The sequence below is a fragment of the Synechocystis sp. PCC 7509 genome, from assembly GCF_000332075.2.
Lineage (GTDB): Bacteria > Cyanobacteriota > Cyanobacteriia > Cyanobacteriales > Chroococcidiopsidaceae > Aliterella.
In genome coordinates this window covers 3925224-3942669 of record NZ_ALVU02000001.1, presented here as the reverse complement: position 1 = coordinate 3942669, position 17446 = coordinate 3925224, and the positions used below count along the sequence as shown (strand labels likewise).

The window sequence follows — 17446 nt, the reverse complement described above, 5'->3', positions numbered from 1 at the left end:
ATGATTACCGCGTATAAATGGACAATAAAACGCTACCATCAGGCGATCGCAGGAGATCCCCCCTAACCCCCCTTAATAAGGGGGGAAAATATCTCTTACTTCCGGTTAGAAAGAGAGAGTTAAGAGAATCTAAATAATTTGTCATCGACAAAAGAGTTTTAAAACTCTTGTAATTAATGTCGAATAGTTGCACTTTTGTTTAAAAAAAGTGGCTACTCTATATTTTCCCCCTTTTTTAAGGGGGGCTAGGGGGGATCAACCGCGCGATCGCTTTTGACCAACCATACCTTTTAAAACATCCTCTCAGATGAAGATGTGCGCCTTGTAATACAAGTCATTTCCTATTGGGGAAACCCTGCGTTACTATTGGAGCTAGAAGCCATCATCTTAAGAGCCACTGAACCCCCTTACAACGTCCAAATTCCGACCGAAAGGTAGAAGTTATGCGAACCAAACTTCAAGAGCAACTTTCCCCTGCTGATGCCGAAGTCATTTTAGAGCGTTTACCTGAGAGAATCCGAGTGGCGCTAGTTGCTCATGCTAACGAAATTGAATATCCAAATGTGATGTATGGGTAGCACATTTTTAAATGCAAAGTAATGGAGAAGCAATTATGACGGTCAAAGAGCAACTGTTTCAAAAGTTAGAAACCTTGCTTCCAGAAGAACAGGAAGCTGTAATTCAGTTTGTTGATTTTTTGCAGTTTAAAAGAAATCTCCAAAAACCCCAAAAACCCCAAGAAATAAGCCTTCATCCTCTTAATATTATAAAAGGAGTGTTTAAAAGAAATCTTCAAGAACTTCAAGAAACAAACCTTCATCCGCGTAATAGCTTAAAAGGACTTTGGGCAGACTTACCTATTGATATTACTGAGGAAGAAATTACAGAAGCTAGACAGGAAATGTGGGATTTCTCAGAGAATATCGAATCATGAGCGCGGTAGTTGCTGATACTCATACAATTATTTGGTATTTGCAAAACTCCGAAAAGTTATCACCGGATGCCACATTAGCTCTCGATGGCGCAATTAATAATGGTTATGCAATTTATATATCAGCAATTTCAATTGTAGAAATAACCTACCTAGTTGAAAAAAGTAAGATTCCTGAAATAGCCCTAGAACAACTTTTACAGGCTCTAAGCGATCCTAATGTTGGTTTAGTTGTTGCACCAATGGATCTGTTAGTAGCTGAGTCTTTAGCTAACATTCCTCGCCTAACTGTTCCTGAAATGGGCGATCGCATTATTGCCGCTACAGCACTTTGCCTTGGTTTACCTTTGGTTACGAAAGATTGCAAAATCAGAGCGCTATCAGTTATTCAGACCATCTGGTGAGCCAAACTAGGATGAAATGAATAGCTAGATATCAAAGCATTTTAAAAATATCCTATTTGCAGGAAATAACATGGTTAGCCAAACCAACGAGAAGGCGCTAGAAAATTGCATTGAAACTTCTCTAATAGACAATTCCCGCTAATGAATCATTAGCTTTCTTGCTCCCATGTCAACAAACGACTCTGAAGTGCAAACCCAAGCTCGGAGAATCTTAGACGCAATTGCCTTCACTCCCTTTGAGCAATGCCAACCTTTGAACCGTCAGTTTAACAACATTCCTGTTCGTCCTGGCATCTATGCAATTAGGCACAGAACTGAGGGATTGCTCTACATCGGTAAAACCAAGAGTTTACGAGGACGCTTTAGCGGTGGACACAAAGCTTTTTTATGGGCGTGGCTTGATAAATATAGCGATGAAGATGTGCGCCTTGTAGTACAAGTCATTTCCTATTGGGGAAACCCTGCGTTACTATTGGAGCTAGAAGCCATCATCTTAAGAGCCACTGAACCCCCTTACAACGTCCAAATTCCGACCGAAAGGTAGAAGTTATGCAAACCAAACTTCAAGAGCAACTTTCCCCTGCTGATGCCGAAGTCATTTTAGAGCGTTTACCTGAGCGAATCCGAGTGGCTCTAGTTGCTCATGCTAACGAAATTGAATATCCAATTGAATCTGTTATTGAGATGGCGATCGCCAGCTTCCTCGACACAGAAGCACTAGGTTTTGCAGATTGCAAACCAGGACGCGGATTGTAAAAAAAGTCGCAAACTTACCCCATTTCTGAACTATGGAATGACATAAACAAATAGATGTCATAGCGATATACCTTTGTAAGGGCGCAATGGGTTGCGCCCTTACGCCTGACTTAAAGATTTACTCTATTTTAAAATATCCTATTTGCAGGAAATAACATGGTTAGCCAAACCAACGAGAAGGCGCTAGAAAATTGCATTGAAACTTCTCTAATAGATCGTTCCCGCTACGAAAAAGGCAACCCGGCTGACTTTGAGCGCGAATTTGCTATTGATAGCGCCAAGTTTTGGCGATTTTTAGAAACAACCCAACCACAAGAACTAGAAAAACTCAAAGATCGTCCCAACTGGCAAAGAATTATTTTAGAGCGCCTAGACCGTAAAATTAAAACTGGCGGCATTCTTGCAGTGTTAAAAAACGGACTACTCATTGATGACGCGCATCTAACATTACTTTATAGCCTCCCCTACAACGAGGCAAACCCCAAGGTTTTAGAGAACTTTGAGCGCAATATATTTTCTGTCACTCGCCAGGTGCGCTACTCACAACGCGATCCACTGCTTTCTATTGATATGGTGGTATTTATCAATGGAATTGCGATCGCCACTATAGAATTAAAAAACCCCTGGTCGGGTCAAACGGTCTACCACGCCAAAGAACAATACAAAACTACCCGCGACCCCGCCGAAACCCTGCTGCAATTTGCGCGGTGCGTCGTCCACTTTGCTGTAGATACAGATGAAGTGTGGATGACTACCAAGTTAGATAAACACAATACTTATTTTTTACCCTTCAACAAAGGCTTTAACTTTGGTAAAGGCAATCCCCCCAACTCCAACGGACACAAAACCGCCTATTTTTGGGAAAATACTTTAAGCCGCCACAGCCTTACAAATATCATCGAACAGTTTGCAATTTTAGCTCCCCAAGATAGCAAAACCCCGCTTCAGCAAAAATCTATCTACTTTCCCCGCTATCACCAACTTGATATAGTCCGTCAACTGCTAACTCATGCGCGAAATAATGGCGTAGGACACACTTATTTAATTCAACACTCCGCAGGATCTGGCAAATCTAATTCTATTACTTGGACAGCTTACCAACTAATAGAACTCTACACCCCAGGCAGCGATTACCCGCTATTTGATTCAGTAGTTGTAGTTACAGACCGCACCAACCTAGATAAACAAATCCGCGACAACATCCAAGGCTTTTCAGAAATTAAAAATATTATTACCCATGCAGAAAACGCTCAAGAACTCAAAACCGCGCTAGAAACCGGAAAGCGGATTATTATTACAACTATTCAAAAATTCCCCTTTATTGTCAACGGTGTAGAAGATTTGGGAAACAGCAAATTTGCCATAATTATCGACGAGGCGCACTCCTCCCAAAGCGGTCAAGCGGCGGACACAATGAACGCAGCGTTGGGTAGCAATGAAGAAGAACCCGAAGATATCCAAGACAAGATTCTTCAAGCAATGGAAGGACGCAAACTAGGTAAAAACGCCTCTTATTTTGCCTTTACCGCCACTCCCAAAAACGCCACCCTTGAGAAATTTGGACAGCAAAACGAAGATGGAAAATTTGTGCCATTTCATCTTTACTCAATGAAACAAGCGATCGAAGAAGGTTTTATTCTTGACGTGCTGGCAAACTATACAACCTACCACAGCTACTACGAAATTCAAAAATCTGTTGAAAACAATCCTTTATTTGATACCTCTAAAGCTCAAAAGAAGCTGAGAGCCTATGTAGAAGGGCATAAAGAGACGATCGCCGCCAAAGCCGATATCATGGTAAATCACTTTTTAGAGCAAGTCTACAAGCCCAAAAAGCTCAAAGGACAAGCTAAAGTAATGGTCGTCACCCGCAACATTGAAGCGGCGATAAACTACTATTTTGCTATTCGTAAAACCTTAAAACGCGAAAATTCTCCTTTTAATGCGATCGTTGCTTTCTCTGGCAAAAAAACTGTAGATGGCATCGAATATACTGAAGACACCCTCAACGGCTTTCCTAGTAAAGATATCCCCCAAAAGCTAAAAGAAGATAACTACAAAATTTTAATCGTTGCTAATAAGTTTCTCACCGGGTTTGACGAGCCGCTTTTGCATACTATGTATGTAGATAAAAAGCTGCAATCTGTTCTCGCGGTGCAATGTCTATCGCGTCTCAATCGTTGCAACAACAAAATGGGCAAAGTTGATACTTTTGTGCTTGACTTTTTCAATACTGTTGATGATATTAGACACGCCTTTGATGACTTTTACACCTCTACATCTTTAAGCGAACCTACCGATGTCAACGTTTTACACGATTTACAAGAAGCCTTGGCAATAGTGGGTGTTTATGAATGGCAAGAAATTGAGGAGTTTAACCAACTATTTTTTAATAAAGCTCCCGCAGAGGATCTTAGCCCTTTAATAGACGTAGCGGCGGCTAGATTTAATCAAGAATTAGAGTTAGAAAGTGAAGTAAAAATTGACTTTAAAATTAAGGCAAAACAATTTGTAAAAATCTACGGGCAAATGGCTTGCATAATTCCTTACAACAATCTGGGGTGGGAAAAACTGTATTGGTTTTTAAAATTCCTCATTCCCAAGCTAGTTGTTAGAGATTCCGCCGTAGATGAAATTGACGAATTGCTCGAAAGTATAGATTTATCTACCTATGGTTTAGAAAGAGTACATCTCAATTATGCGATCGCTCTTGACTCAGAACAATCAGAAATCGACCCCCAAAACTCCAACTTGCGCGGCTATCGCGGCGATGCACCTCAAAGCGATCCCCTAAGTGAAATTATTGATGCTTTTAACAATCGCTTTTTTTCTGGTTGGGATGCGACACCCCAGGAGCAAAGAGTAAAATTTATCAATATTGCCCAACACGTCATTAACAATCCCAATTACCAAACCCAAGTAGTTGACAATCAAGACGAACAAAACCGCCGTATTGCACTAGAAAAGTTAATCCAACAAGCAGTTAGCCAAGAACGAAAGCGAGAACTTGACCTTTATAAACGTTACGCTTCCGACCCCGATTTTAAGCGAACTTTTGACGCAAGTATCATGCAATTACTAATTCGCAGCACTCCAGAACAACTAGATAAATTGCGCGGGTAGCGCGTCAATTTAAAATAAGATTGTATCCTCACGCACTTTCAAGAACTACAATTAGAATCTCAGCAAATATGCTCAAAGAAATTGCTACAGATATTTGGGTTGCCGATGCGCCATTCAAATATTTTGGACTAAGTGTTGGTACAAGAATGACGGTTATTCGGCTGGCAAATCAGGAGTTAGCTGTTATTTCGCCAATTCCGGTTGATAATGAAACTTCCCAGCAACTTAATAAACTTGGCACAGTTAGCCATATTATTGCGCCAAACCTTTACCACTATATATTTGCAGCAGATTTTAAAGCACTTTACCCAAAAGCAATATTTTGGGCTACATCAGGCATGGAAGTCAAAAAACCAGAACTTCCTATCGATCGCATAATTAGTAATGATGCCGAGAGTTTTCCTAGCGATCTTCAATGCGTGTTGTTTGATGGATTTAAAACCCTTGGTTTGAAAGGTTTGGATATAGTCAATGAATGGGTTTTCTTTCACGCCAAAAGCCGAACATTAATCCTTACAGATATCGCCTTTCACTTTGATAATAGCTTTCCCTTAATTACCCAATTTGCCGCTAGACTTCTGGGAGGATATAACAGTCTCAGTCCTTCACTGTTAGAAAAAGTTGCAACTATAGAAAAAACCAAAGTAAAGCAAGCAGTGCAAAAAATTCTCGATTGGGATTTTGAGCGCGTGATTATGGCTCACGGTAGCATTATCAATAGTCAAGGGAAGCAAAAGTTTAAAGCAGGATATGAAAGCTTTTTAAATAAAATCTTAAATTAACAGCAAATATTACAAGGGCCTAATGCCTTTATCTCTACTGGTAATGTTCATGAATTTGACAGGGTAGCTATAGCATCCTGTTTGAGTTATAAGAGATGCATAGCCCCCAACCCCTAATTGGAGGTGGCTAAGAGTCTTGTCTCCCTCTCCCTTGAAGGTTAGGGTGTGAAATTCTCAAGGGAAAGGGTTGACGCGCCGATTGCTGTATGTGAGCAACTATTTAATTCATTTGATAAAGTTTGCTCTACCTATTTTGTTCATAACTTTATATTAAATCTCAGTATTTCCTACAGTTAGGATACTTTATTATATAAATTATACTAGATTTATAAGTTTGTATATTTTTACTAAGTTCATATTTTTAAAGTAAACTATACTGTTTTTTTAAATATTATAAAATTACAAAAATAACTTTTGCTTACTTGTTAAAATTGCTTATTTTACAAATGTCATTAACAAACCTCATATTATTGCTAAAGTTTTTTAATAACATAAATAATAAGGCTCTTGAGGGAAAAACCCGTACAGCTACCTTATTGTTAATTGTTTTACCTTTGGCAAGCTTGTTGAGCATCGTATATTTAATTGCTTCATCTTTAATGTTAAACAATATTAAACTTGCTGAAGAAAAAAATGTTCGTCAAAGCGTTAATGAAGTTTTGCACGGTCATAGTAAAGTTGCAGAGGATCTTTATTACACAAATCTTCCCTTTTCTAAGTGGGATGAAAGCTATGAGTTTGTGCAAAATCCTCAACCAAATTTCATTCAAGAAAACTTTAGTTTAGAAATACTTTCTAGTTCTAATCTTAATATAGTAGTAATTTTCAACAGAAACAGCAAAACTATTCTGGCTAGTCAATGGAATAAAAAATATCAAAAAATACTTCCAATTCCACCATTATTAGCACAACAAATTCAATCAAAAAATATTCTCGTTCAGTATCCAAGTTCAGGCAAAGATTTAACAGGAATTATGCTCTTGCCTGAAGGAATAACCTTAATTAGTGCGCTACCAATTCTAGACTCTGTAGGTAAAGAACCCAGTCGTGGAGGTCTTATATTTGGGAGTTATGTAGAAAAATCCGAAATTGTTAAACGGATAACGGGCAGTAATTCTGAAAGCATATCTATCAGCATCTATGCAATTAACGAGCAGCAAATACCCCAAGACTTTAAAGAGGCAAGTTTGGCTTTATCGGCAAATACTTTAATTGTAGTACGAAATTTGAATGAACAAAAAATTGCTGGCTATACTTATCTCAATGATATTTATGGCAAACCAGCCTTAATAATGCGTGTCGAAAAAAAGCGAGAAATTTATCTACAAGGTAAAAGTAATTTACGTTACTTAACTATGTCATTAATATTTGTGGGGCTCGTATTTGGAATCGCCATTCAAATATTTTTACAGAAATTAATTACCTTTCAACTAAATCGCCAAGAAAGCGAAGCCCGCTATCGAATTGTTGTAGGACAAGCTACGGAAAGTATATTTTTGGTAGATGCTGAAACTAAAGTTTTTTTAGAAGTGAATGGTGCTTTTGAAAAGTTACTTGGTTATAGTAGCGAAGAAATACTTAAATTAACTATTAATAATGTAGTTGCAAGCGATCGCTCTAACGACGATAAATATTTACAGTACCTATCAACCAAAGCAGAAAGTTTTACTGGCGAAAAGCAATATTCCTCCCGAAATGGCGATCTTATTGATGTGGAGGTAAATGTTAACTTAATTTCTTATGCTGGAAAACAAGTTTTTTGTCATGTAGTCAGAGATATTACCGCTCGCAAACAAGCAGAGGTAGCGTTACAAGAGAGCAAACAACTTTTAGCTTGGCAAGCCAACCACGATGCTTTAACTGGATTAGTAAATAGAAGAAAGTTTGAACAGCACTTAGCTGAAGCTTTAAATAGTGCCAAAGCTAATAACTCTCAGTATTCACTATGTTATTTAGACTTGGATCGATTCAAAATTGTTAATGATGCCTGCGGTCACTTAGTTGGGGACGAACTACTACGCCAAGTAACAGCATTATTGCTTAGTCAAGTCCGCTCCGTTGATGTTTTAGCCCGTTTAGGTGGAGATGAGTTTGGCTTATTGCTTAATGAATGCCCCTTAGAGAAAGCTTTGGGGGTTGCTGATGCCCTGCGCGAAAGCGTCCATAACTTTCAATTTGTGTGGGAGGACAAAACTTTTAGAATTGGGGTCAGCATTGGGATAGTAGCGATCGCACCCGATAGTCCGAGTCTGATTGAGACTTTAAGACAGGCGGACATTGCTTGCTATGCAGCTAAAAATAAAGGGCGCGATCGCGTACAGATTTATCAACTAGACGCAATTTAGCCCTTCTACCTAATTGAGTTAAGATACGCTGCTTTTAGCTTTAACTTGAGATTCTGGCGATAAACGGCTGATTCCTTGCTGTACAAAAGATTGCAATAAAGCAACTTGTTGATTTTGCTGAAATACCTTTTGTAAAGTTTGACCTAGTTTATCTAGATTTAAGCCAGATTCCGAACTTGTAGCTACTTCCTGACTAGAGAAGTATTCAATCAAGCTTAACCCAGCAACGCGAGTCAGATAAGCGGCGCTAACTCCTTGGATTGCACCACCTGCTACAAAAGTAACTACATTGCTTTTTAATAGAGTTGCGATCGCTTTTGTGGATAATTCTACTAATCCCAACTTCAACATCAAGCTTCCCATTGTTCCAGCTACAGTTTGGGCTTGCTGGAAGGAAAACTTTTGCTGGTAAATATTCCCTAATTCCACTACCAACTGAGCGTTAATTGCAGCAGTAGCGAGTAAATCTAAAGCGGGTACGGGGTTTGCAAAGGCGGCGGCGGCGGCTATCCATTGGTATTGTTCGATAATTGGGATAGCTTTTTGCTGTCTGACTTGATTTAAAACAGTTTTTGCTTTTATCTGTAAATTAACTGCTTGTCTAATCGTTGTCGTCCAAATTAATTCTCGTCCTTCTTTAACTACTACTTGCTGCAAATAGTTACTTAGTTCGCTAATATCGGCGGCGGGTTTGTCTAACCATTCGCGTACCGAATCATCACTTTGATGCTGACGGACTTTTACAAGATTTGGATTTGAGGAAGTCGCTACAACATCAATAACTTTCTGCTGCAATGAAGATAATATATTTGCTCTTGCGTCGGGTAAATACTGGTCTTGCTTGTTAAAAACTAATACTATGCGTTGATTGTGCGATCGCATTTGCTGCCATACTTGCCACTCGGAATCGGTAAAGTCTCCACTGGTAACAAATATTACTAAGTCTGCATAACTTGCTTCTATTACAGTGTTTTTTTCTGGCGTAAATAAAGGCTTCGTTTCTTGGAAAGTTACAGGTCTATTGCTAGTATTTTCCCAGGTAGATAATGCTTGTAGTAGTGATGTTTTACCTACGGCTTTACCGCCTATAATCGCTATATTTAGCTCCTGCCTTTCTAAATCGTCATTTAGTTTTGTAAATTGCTCTTGTAGTAAAGATAACGCGGCGTGGTTTACAGCTTCGGCTTGCAATTGGTTAATTACATTGTTAGCAAGAGCAAGTGCTTTTTCTACTTTCTCTCGATTTGGGGGGGAGTTATCAACTACGGTGGCTTTTTTAAGTTTATTTTGTTGCCATAACCACAAACAAGTACCTAGGGCGATCGTACTTAACATTCCCCATTCACTCAATTGTCCTACAGAGCTATCAAAGCTTTGCCACAGCCACAGTAGCAAAGATAAACCCACTCCACCTACTAAAATCGGTCGCCGCCATCCCACCATTAAATATCTCCTCTAATAGCTACACCAAGTTAAACTTTTTTGACTTTACCTTTTTTCATTATGCTACTTGAGAGGGTTACTGACTGCCCAGGCCCAGCCATTATCTTTAAGTTAAAAATTTATCTTCTTTGCTTTGGGGATCGCTAAAAAAATGTTGGCAATTTAATGATCCCCAAGATAGAGAAGTATTTAAGAACTAAGGTTTATCTTGTTTAGTATATGCGCCAATTGCTTATACAAAAGCTTAATTCTAAAAAAAACCTGGTAAGCATTAACACACTCAAAACCATTAACTCACTTTATTAAGTTTAATTTAACAATTGCTTCAATCTGTAGGTTTGCTTTAAAAATTAACCTTTCAATTCTCTTAAATACGGAGATAAAACTATGCCAGACCATTACAGTAATTGTCCTTGTTGCGGTAACCCGCTATTACGGCACGTTCGACACCGAGGAATATATTGGTTTTGTACATCTTGTTGGCAAGAAGTGCCAATTTTAGCTGTGAGCAAAATACCACCCAAAGAACCAAACCTTATAGGCAAACGTTAGTAGATAATGCCAGCCAAAAATTGTCTTAACCCTGATAAAATCGTGAAACCCGACTTACAGACAATAAACCTATGCTGGCTGCCTTACTCTACGGCAAGGAAGATTTACGCTTAGAACAAGTTGCCGATCCTATCATTGCCGATGGAGAAGTCGTAATTAAAGTTTCCACCGCCACAACTTGCGGTACTGATTTGAAAGTATGGCGGCGTGGCGGTCATGCCAAAATGCTACAACTTCCTACTTTATTTGGACATGAAGCGGCGGGAACTATTGTCGCCGTAGGAAAAAATGTCAAAACCTGGAAAATAGGCGATCGCGTTGTTGCTAATAATTCCGCCCCATGCACAAAATGCTTTTATTGTCAACAAAAAGAATACTCTCTTTGTCCAAATATTACTTGGAATAATGGCACGTTTGCTCAGTATCTAAAAATTCCCGCCCCAATTGTCCAGCAAAACCTATTATCGATTCCCGACGAATTACCCGATGAATTAGCCTCAATCACCGAGCCTTTGGCTTGCGTATTGCATGGAGTCGCAAGATCGAACGTTTTGCCCGGTAAGCGCGTTGTAGTGTTGGGAGATGGGGCAATTGGACTCATGTTTGTGGCAGTATTAGCAAATCAAATAGGCGCAGAAGTATTACTATTTGGTGGAAACGAAACGCGGCTGCAAATTGGAGAAAAACTAGGTGCATCTAAAACCTTTAACTATAAGCAAATAACAGACACTACCCAAGTAGTAAAAGATTTAACCGATGGAAGGGGCGCAGATGTAGTAATTGAGGCGACAGGCGTACCGAGCGTATGGGAAAATGCGATCGCTTTAGCGCGTCCAGGAGCAACCGTTAATCTATTTGGCGGTTGTCCGCGAGATACCACAATCACTGTAAACACCGAACAATTACACTACAGCGAACTAACACTTAAAGGCGTATTTCACAACACACCAAATTATGTAAGAGCAGCCTTAGCACTTTTAGCTAGTCGAAGTATACCTTTTGAATTATTAATTAGTGAAAAACGCCCGTTGCAAGAATTAGAGCAGGTGTTTCAGGATATGAAAGAGCGCAAAGTAATTAAAGTTGCGATCGCGCCTTAGCTAAAAAAATATCAAAAAATTTATAAGCTTACTTTCGCCCTTTAGCAATATATCTACCTAAATAGACTCCGCAGCTATAAGGTATTAGCCTTTTTGTGTTAAGTGTTTCCTCGAATTACAACAAAATAAAAAAAGGGTAACTATACTTTAAGTACATGACGTGATATGTCACCTGCTAGTGCATATATTGCAGTATTTTTGATTGCGAAGTTGTGTGTTTATTAAAAACTTTTAGTAATCAGCTAACTAAAGATTGTTGAGTTTATCGCAAGCTTAGGTTGAGAACTTGGTTGAAACAAGCTGTTAGTCATTTAGATTTTTTAGCTAATCTAAGCCAGTACTGGGTTTTAGCCTCCTAAATACGCGGTTTAAATGCACAACAGCTTAACAGAAGCTTGCTACTTTGAAAATTGCTTTCAAGAATAAAGATTGCTAAACAAATTTACAAGCTTATAGTAACCAAATTTAAAAAATATTAATATGGAAATTAAACCTGATTTTCTATCACAGCTTCAAGCAGTAAAAGTATCTAAAAGAGCAGTAATTCGCTCCGTTGAATGGCTCGTAGATTCCTATAACCGAAAAGAAATTGTTATTCCAGAATATCAACGCACTTTCGTATGGGATGACGAGAAACAATGTTGCTTTATTGAGTCTATTTTTATGGATATTCCAATTCCGGCAATGTTCTTTCTTGAAAAACTTGATGAAGATACAGGAAACACTGTTTTTGAGGTAATAGATGGTGTTCAGAGGCTAACTACTATTGTTAGATTTTGTAGTCAGAAATTAGTCCTCAAAAACTTATCAACTTTACCTCAGCTTAATCGAGTTACTTTTGAGCTACTACCAGATAATGTTAGTAAATTTTTTAAGCAAAGAGAAATTTCTACAATTGTCATTGAGAGTCAAACACAACCAGAAATTCAGTTCGAGGTATTTGGTAGGCTCAATCGAGGTGCAGTATCTCTTAATGCTCAGGAATTACGAAACTGTATGTTCCATGGTGTATTCAATGACTTTTTGATTGAATGCAGTGGTAATAAATTTTTGATAGAAAGAAGTAAGGACACTACTAAGCAATTACTTTATCGAAGCACTAGCAGCGTTTATAGAAGGTTACTCGATCCATTTCCAGCTTTCAAGCAGAAAGGAAGTAGCGAGCAAGATAAAAGTAGAATGCTTGATGTTGAGCTTATACTTAGGTTTTTGTCTTTTTACGAGCTATATAAACTAGATGTAAATCAATCTCTGGAAGCCAAAGGAGAAACTCTCAATAGTTACATGAGAGAGAGAATGAAGCATGACGGTGGAACAACTTGCACAGATACAAATATTATACTAAAAGACCTAGTAACTCTTGAATCATTACTCAAAAAAGTCTTCGATATGATTGAGTTAGTTTTTAAAGAAAATCATTTTAAGGTCTTCGCTGTAAAAAGAGAAAGAGAGCAGTATAAAGCTCAATTTGCCTCAACTCTTAATCAAGCTGTCTTTGATATTCAAATGCTTGGGTTTGCCGAGCGCGAGATGGAAGATATATCTGAAAATGCGGATATTATCTACGAAGCTTTTCTCGATCTATCGTCCTATGACAATCATTTCATAGATGCAGTTAAACATGGTGGACAAAAGCTAAATGAGCGAGTCGTGATTTGGAAAAACAGATTAAGACAAATTCACGATGATCCTAAACCGCTTAAAGATAAGTTGGAAATGAAAAAAAGACTATTTGACCAGAATCCCACTTGTACTCGTTCTGGGCAACAAATTGATAATATGGATGAAGCTGATGTTTTTGATGGAGAATTGTACCACAGATATTTCTTTCCAAAAGCTGAAATTGCTTCAAATGAAATAAGATCAGAAAAACATAAACCTGTTAACTACTATTTAGATGGAGAAAGTTGGAAGGTTGATAACACCTCAGAATTTTGTGATGAAATTATTAGTTTTTTAGTGCCAAAGATTAAGGACAGTGAGTATGATATTGAACGATTGATGACTCTCGATTTTATTGGCACGTATGACACTCTAAAAAGTAGACGCTTCCCGCCTGAAACGCCGAGAACCTTTAAGCGCCTCCTTGCACATGATAAGTATGGCGAAATTCGTATAGACTTAACTGGCAATAGAAAAGTAAATATACAGAATGTAATAGAAATTGCTTCACTTTTTACTTGTATGAGCGATTTCAAAATTAGTGATTAAACATTAAAAGTATGTAGTAACTCTCTACTTGTAGTGGTAGCTACCTGCAAACAAAGTCAAAATAAATGAGATCGCCTGTACAGCTAACAACAGAGAAAAGCGATCGCCAGCACAACTAAGAACTAACAATAGAGAAAAGCGATCGCTCCTTTTTAGTTAAACCCTTTATAACAAAAGAATATTTACTATAAAAATGACTATGACACTGAAAGAATTAGAGGCGCAACTGCTTTCATTGAACCTAATTCAGAAAGCTGAAGCTATACAAATACTTACTCAAACTTTAAGCAACAAATTATTAGGGATTACAAAAACTCCCGAAGTGTGTGGTGGTGATGCCTGTATTGTTAATACTCGCCTTCCAGTGTGGCTGTTTGTTAGTTTGCGTCGTCAAGGTGCAAATGATGCTGAAATTCTCAAATTTTATCCTCATCTTAGTGCCGCAGACTTAGTGAATGTTTGGGCTTATGCCGATGCACACTTAGAGGAAATTGAAATAGCACTCCAACAGCAAGATCGAGCAATGGAATATCAAGCATAATTATGGCAAGGCTCTACGCCGACGAACAATTTCCCCTACCAGCAGTAGAATTACTACGCACTTTAGGTCACGATCTTCTGACTGTTCAAGAAGCAGGAAATGCTGGATTTTCCGATCCAGAAGTCTTAGCCTTTGCTATAAGCACAGAACGAGCAGTTCTGACCCAAAATCGCCGTGATTTCATCAGATTACACATTCAACAACCAGACCATGCTGGCATAATAGTTTGCACAGATGACCGGAATTTAGATGGATTGGCGAAACGCATTCATGAGGCTATTTCTACTATTGAAATATTGAGAGGCAAATTAATTAGAGTTAACCGACCGCTAAAATAAATGCGATCGCGCCATAGCAAAAAAGTGCGATCGCACTTTCGGTTGCAACACTTCAATCCTCTGGAGCTACTCCCAACTGACGTAACTGTTCTACTAATCTTTCTGCCCGTTGGCGCTCTTGTTCTGCCCGTTGGCGCTCTTGTTCTGCCCGTTCTTCCGACCACAATAGTAGCTCCCCTTGAGCATTCCACCATCGCAGCCAATAGCCCGTTCTGCTTTCGTGGCTTCCTTCCCAGACTCCCAAAAATAGCTCTAATCCAGGTATCCAGTAACGCCCTGATTCTTCTGTTTGAACTTGATAGCGTCCAGATTCTATTGCATAAACTTCAAGTCGCCCGGTATCCGGTCGAAAAATTATGTAGCGCGGTACTTGAATGACTTGCTCGTAAAAAAACCACTTACCTACACCTGCTGTAAACTCAACGGAGTATTCTTCGCCATAGGTAGCTGAAAGAAACTCCATCACTATTTGAGGAATTACCCCTTCAGTGTGGGGAGTGTAGCTGCGCCGGATTTGAGACGAAGTTAATGGCTGTACTGGGCGCACATACAGAAAGTCTGGTGCTTTGCAGATAATTCGCCCCTCAATTGCGGCACACAAAGCAAAGTTAGAAACTACTAGAGCATCCTGCATTAGATCGGGAAACGCTGTCAAAGGTTGGCGTAAAGCCGCCGCTAATAGAGGCTGGTCTGTATTTTCCACTGGGTCATCTGGAAGAATAAAATCTTCCGGCAAGGGAGGATAGGAAATGGTTAGTTTTGAGACAGGGGTTTGAGTAATCACAGACACGGCAACCTCTGCGGAAGGTGAAAAGTTGGTTAATTTATTTTATCGCCTGCTGCTTGGTAATAATGCGATCGCTCTTGCTAAACTCCCCTCCAGAGCGCAATATTTTGGATTGAAGCTTAAGGCTTGAGCGACCAAATTTTGATCGTTTGATCGCCACTACCACTAATTAAAATATTGCCATCAGGGTTAAAGCTGACAGAATTAACATTGCCAAAATGCTGTTTTAGAGTTTGTAGCAATTTCCCTGTAGGTAAATCCCAAAGTTTGATCGTACCGTCATCGCTGCCACTTGCAAGAAGTTGACCGTTAGGACTAATAGCTACAGAATTGACACGATCTGAATGCCCAGAAAGGTTACTTAGTAAAGCTTTAGTTTTCACATTCCAAATTTTTATCGATTTATCCCAACTACCAGAAGCGATAATTTGCCCATTAGGACTAAAAGCAACAGTTCTAACTCGGTCAGAATGTCCACTAAAAGTATGCAATAACTCTCTACTTCGTAAATCCCAAAGATTAATTGTTTTGTCAGAACTTGCACTAGCAAGCAGTTGATTGTCAGAACTAATAGCTACAGACCAAACAGCGTTTAAATGTCCCAACAGGCGATAACGTAATTTGCGATCGCGAAGATTCCAGACCTCTATAGAACCATCCTGATTAGAACTGGCAAGCAATCGCTCGTTCGGACTAATAGCTACAGACCATACACCGTTGCTATCGCCCTTCAGATTATGACGTGTACCTGTAGGAAAATCCCAAAGATTAACTGCTTGATTATTACTGTAGCTACCACTAGCAATAGTGCGATCGCTTTGACTAATCGCCACTGACAAAACTGGTTGGGAATTGCTTTTCAAAGTCCGTAGCAATTTTCCTGTAAGCAAGTTCCATACTTTAATAGTTTTATCTCCACTACTACTAATTAGAGTTTGACCGTCAAAGCTCGAAACAGCGCACCAAACAACATTTGTATGGCTTTCTAAGGTATGAACTAAAGTTACCTTTGGAGCAGCAGTAACTAAAGACTTTTCCGCTTTCAACGTAGAGGAAGGCGATTGCAGCAAATAGTAGCTGCCTCCTAGCAAAGTTAAGACAAAGGCGATCGCGCTAAATATAATAGATAAACTTGGTTTGAATTTCAAAACATTGGGATTAGTCGCAATTTTTTGAAGGGGAGCATTTGCAATTACAGGCGCTGGCATTTCTTGCCGTGTGGAGGAAATAGGTAGATTAACTAAAGTTTTTTGGAGTGCGTTTAAAGCTTCTGCTGCCGATTGATAGCGATCTTTAAAGTGATAAGACACCATTGAGCTTAAAATATCAGCAAATTCTCGACTAACTTTAGCGTGTTGCTGCCACAAAATTTCTCCGGTTTCCGAATCTATTAGCAATTGAGTAGGACTTAAACCCGTCAATGCCTGAATAGCCATTATCCCTAAAGCATAAATATCGCTACTAGGGCGGGGTGTACCTCGTTCTTGCTCGGCGGGCATATATCCCGGCGTACCCATAGCAACTGTAGCCTCTTTAGCAACGAAAGTAGGATAATTTTTTTCTGACTCTGTAGCCATTTGCTGCCAAGTTTGTTTAGCCGCGCCAAAATCAATCAAAACTAATCGATGCGTATTATTTTGCCTAATCAAATTACTGGGTTTAATGTTGCGATGGATGAACCCGTAACTATGCACTACAGCTAAAATTTCTAATACTTCGCAAAGAAGTTCAATAACTCGACTTTCGCTCCAACAGCAACCCGGATAGATTTCTATAGCTAGAGAATATCCGTCAATAAACTTTTGGACTAAATAAAGCTGTCGATCTTCTTCAAAGTAAGCCAAAAGTTGAGGGACGCGATCGCAAGTGTTGAGAGTCTTTAGGGCTTTTACTTCTCTTTTTAAGGACTGATAGACATTCTTTTGGAAGTAATTAGGGCGATCGCTCTTTGGTAGTGATAGTTGCTTAATAATACATTTGGGCAAATTTGGCTGGGCAATATCTTTAGCTAAGTAGGTTTGACAAAATCCCCCAGTCTTCAAAATTTCAACTATTTGGTAACGCTGCTTTAATAACTTGCCTGACATCATAAAACGCAAACCCTAACTGCGTTTTACCCTACCGCCAGTAAAA

16 protein-coding genes are annotated in these 17446 nt (G+C 39.1%); 13 read left to right on the top strand and 3 right to left on the bottom strand.

Annotated features, from left to right (window positions below):
• Positions 1 to 443: 443 nt before the first annotated feature.
• The 8 genes from SYN7509_RS31420 to SYN7509_RS27795 all read left to right on the top strand — a co-directional run bounded on the left by SYN7509_RS31420 (position 444) and on the right by SYN7509_RS27795 (position 8341).
• Positions 444 to 578 carry a hypothetical protein gene (locus SYN7509_RS31420; protein ID WP_009629846.1) on the top strand — a complete coding sequence of 45 codons (135 nt, stop codon included), beginning with the start codon at positions 444 to 446 and terminating at the stop codon, positions 576 to 578.
• Between the two features lie 11 nt (positions 579 to 589).
• Entirely contained in the window at positions 590 to 934 is a 345-nt protein-coding gene (locus tag SYN7509_RS26480; protein WP_009629845.1) for a hypothetical protein, read from the top strand.
• Positions 931 to 1335, top strand: coding sequence for a type II toxin-antitoxin system VapC family toxin (locus tag SYN7509_RS0219675; RefSeq protein ID WP_009629844.1), 405 nt, complete (start codon positions 931 to 933; stop codon positions 1333 to 1335). The genes SYN7509_RS26480 and SYN7509_RS0219675 overlap by 4 nt, the downstream gene beginning before the upstream one ends.
• Positions 1336 to 1501: 166 nt before the next feature.
• Positions 1502 to 1879, top strand: coding sequence for a GIY-YIG nuclease family protein (locus tag SYN7509_RS0219670; protein WP_028954452.1), 378 nt, complete (start codon positions 1502 to 1504; stop codon positions 1877 to 1879).
• Positions 1880 to 1884: 5 nt separating this feature from the next.
• Positions 1885 to 2091: a hypothetical protein gene (locus SYN7509_RS0219665; protein ID WP_028954451.1), complete on the top strand. Its 207-nt coding sequence runs from the start codon at positions 1885 to 1887 to the stop codon at positions 2089 to 2091.
• Positions 2092 to 2247: 156 nt separating this feature from the next.
• On the top strand, positions 2248 to 5214 hold the full coding sequence (locus SYN7509_RS0219660) for a type I restriction endonuclease subunit R (RefSeq protein ID WP_009632500.1): 2967 nt from the start codon (positions 2248 to 2250) through the stop codon (positions 5212 to 5214).
• Between the two features lie 68 nt (positions 5215 to 5282).
• On the top strand, positions 5283 to 5996 hold the full coding sequence (locus SYN7509_RS0219655) for a DUF4336 domain-containing protein (RefSeq protein WP_009632501.1): 714 nt from the start codon (positions 5283 to 5285) through the stop codon (positions 5994 to 5996).
• A gap of 446 nt (positions 5997 to 6442) precedes the next feature.
• Complete coding sequence (locus tag SYN7509_RS27795; protein ID WP_009632502.1) at positions 6443 to 8341, top strand: diguanylate cyclase; 1899 nt, start codon at positions 6443 to 6445, stop codon at positions 8339 to 8341.
• A gap of 18 nt (positions 8342 to 8359) precedes the next feature.
• Here the strand turns inward: SYN7509_RS27795 and SYN7509_RS0219645 are convergent, their stop codons facing one another.
• On the bottom strand, positions 8360 to 9784 hold the full coding sequence (locus SYN7509_RS0219645; protein WP_009632503.1) for a slr1306 family protein: 1425 nt from the start codon (positions 9782 to 9784) through the stop codon (positions 8360 to 8362).
• Positions 9785 to 10171: 387 nt separating this feature from the next.
• Between SYN7509_RS0219645 and SYN7509_RS30505 the strand changes: the two genes are divergently transcribed.
• The 5 genes from SYN7509_RS30505 (at position 10172) to SYN7509_RS0219625 (ending at position 14526) form a co-directional block, all read left to right on the top strand.
• Positions 10172 to 10336 (top strand): hypothetical protein, encoded by a 165-nt coding sequence (locus SYN7509_RS30505; RefSeq protein ID WP_192819842.1) that lies wholly within the window; start codon positions 10172 to 10174, stop codon positions 10334 to 10336.
• Between the two features lie 71 nt (positions 10337 to 10407).
• Positions 10408 to 11436 (top strand): zinc-dependent alcohol dehydrogenase, encoded by a 1029-nt coding sequence (locus SYN7509_RS0219640; RefSeq protein ID WP_009632504.1) that lies wholly within the window; start codon positions 10408 to 10410, stop codon positions 11434 to 11436.
• A 480-nt stretch (positions 11437 to 11916) separates the two neighbouring features.
• The gene (locus tag SYN7509_RS0219635) at positions 11917 to 13647 is read left to right on the top strand and encodes a DUF262 domain-containing protein (RefSeq protein ID WP_009632505.1); all 1731 of its coding nucleotides are present in this window, start codon (positions 11917 to 11919) and stop codon (positions 13645 to 13647) included.
• Between the two features lie 199 nt (positions 13648 to 13846).
• The gene (locus SYN7509_RS0219630; protein ID WP_038021040.1) at positions 13847 to 14188 is read left to right on the top strand and encodes a DUF433 domain-containing protein; all 342 of its coding nucleotides are present in this window, start codon (positions 13847 to 13849) and stop codon (positions 14186 to 14188) included.
• Between the two features lie 2 nt (positions 14189 to 14190).
• Positions 14191 to 14526 (top strand): DUF5615 family PIN-like protein, encoded by a 336-nt coding sequence (locus SYN7509_RS0219625; RefSeq protein WP_009632507.1) that lies wholly within the window; start codon positions 14191 to 14193, stop codon positions 14524 to 14526.
• Positions 14527 to 14578: 52 nt separating this feature from the next.
• On the opposite strand, the gene SYN7509_RS0219620 is transcribed toward SYN7509_RS0219625, so the two are convergent.
• Complete coding sequence (locus SYN7509_RS0219620; protein ID WP_009632508.1) at positions 14579 to 15316, bottom strand: Uma2 family endonuclease; 738 nt, start codon at positions 15314 to 15316, stop codon at positions 14579 to 14581.
• 116 nt (positions 15317 to 15432) lie between these two features.
• Positions 15433 to 17403: a serine/threonine-protein kinase gene (locus tag SYN7509_RS0219615; protein ID WP_009632509.1), complete on the bottom strand. Its 1971-nt coding sequence runs from the start codon at positions 17401 to 17403 to the stop codon at positions 15433 to 15435.
• Positions 17404 to 17446 lie beyond the last annotated feature (43 nt).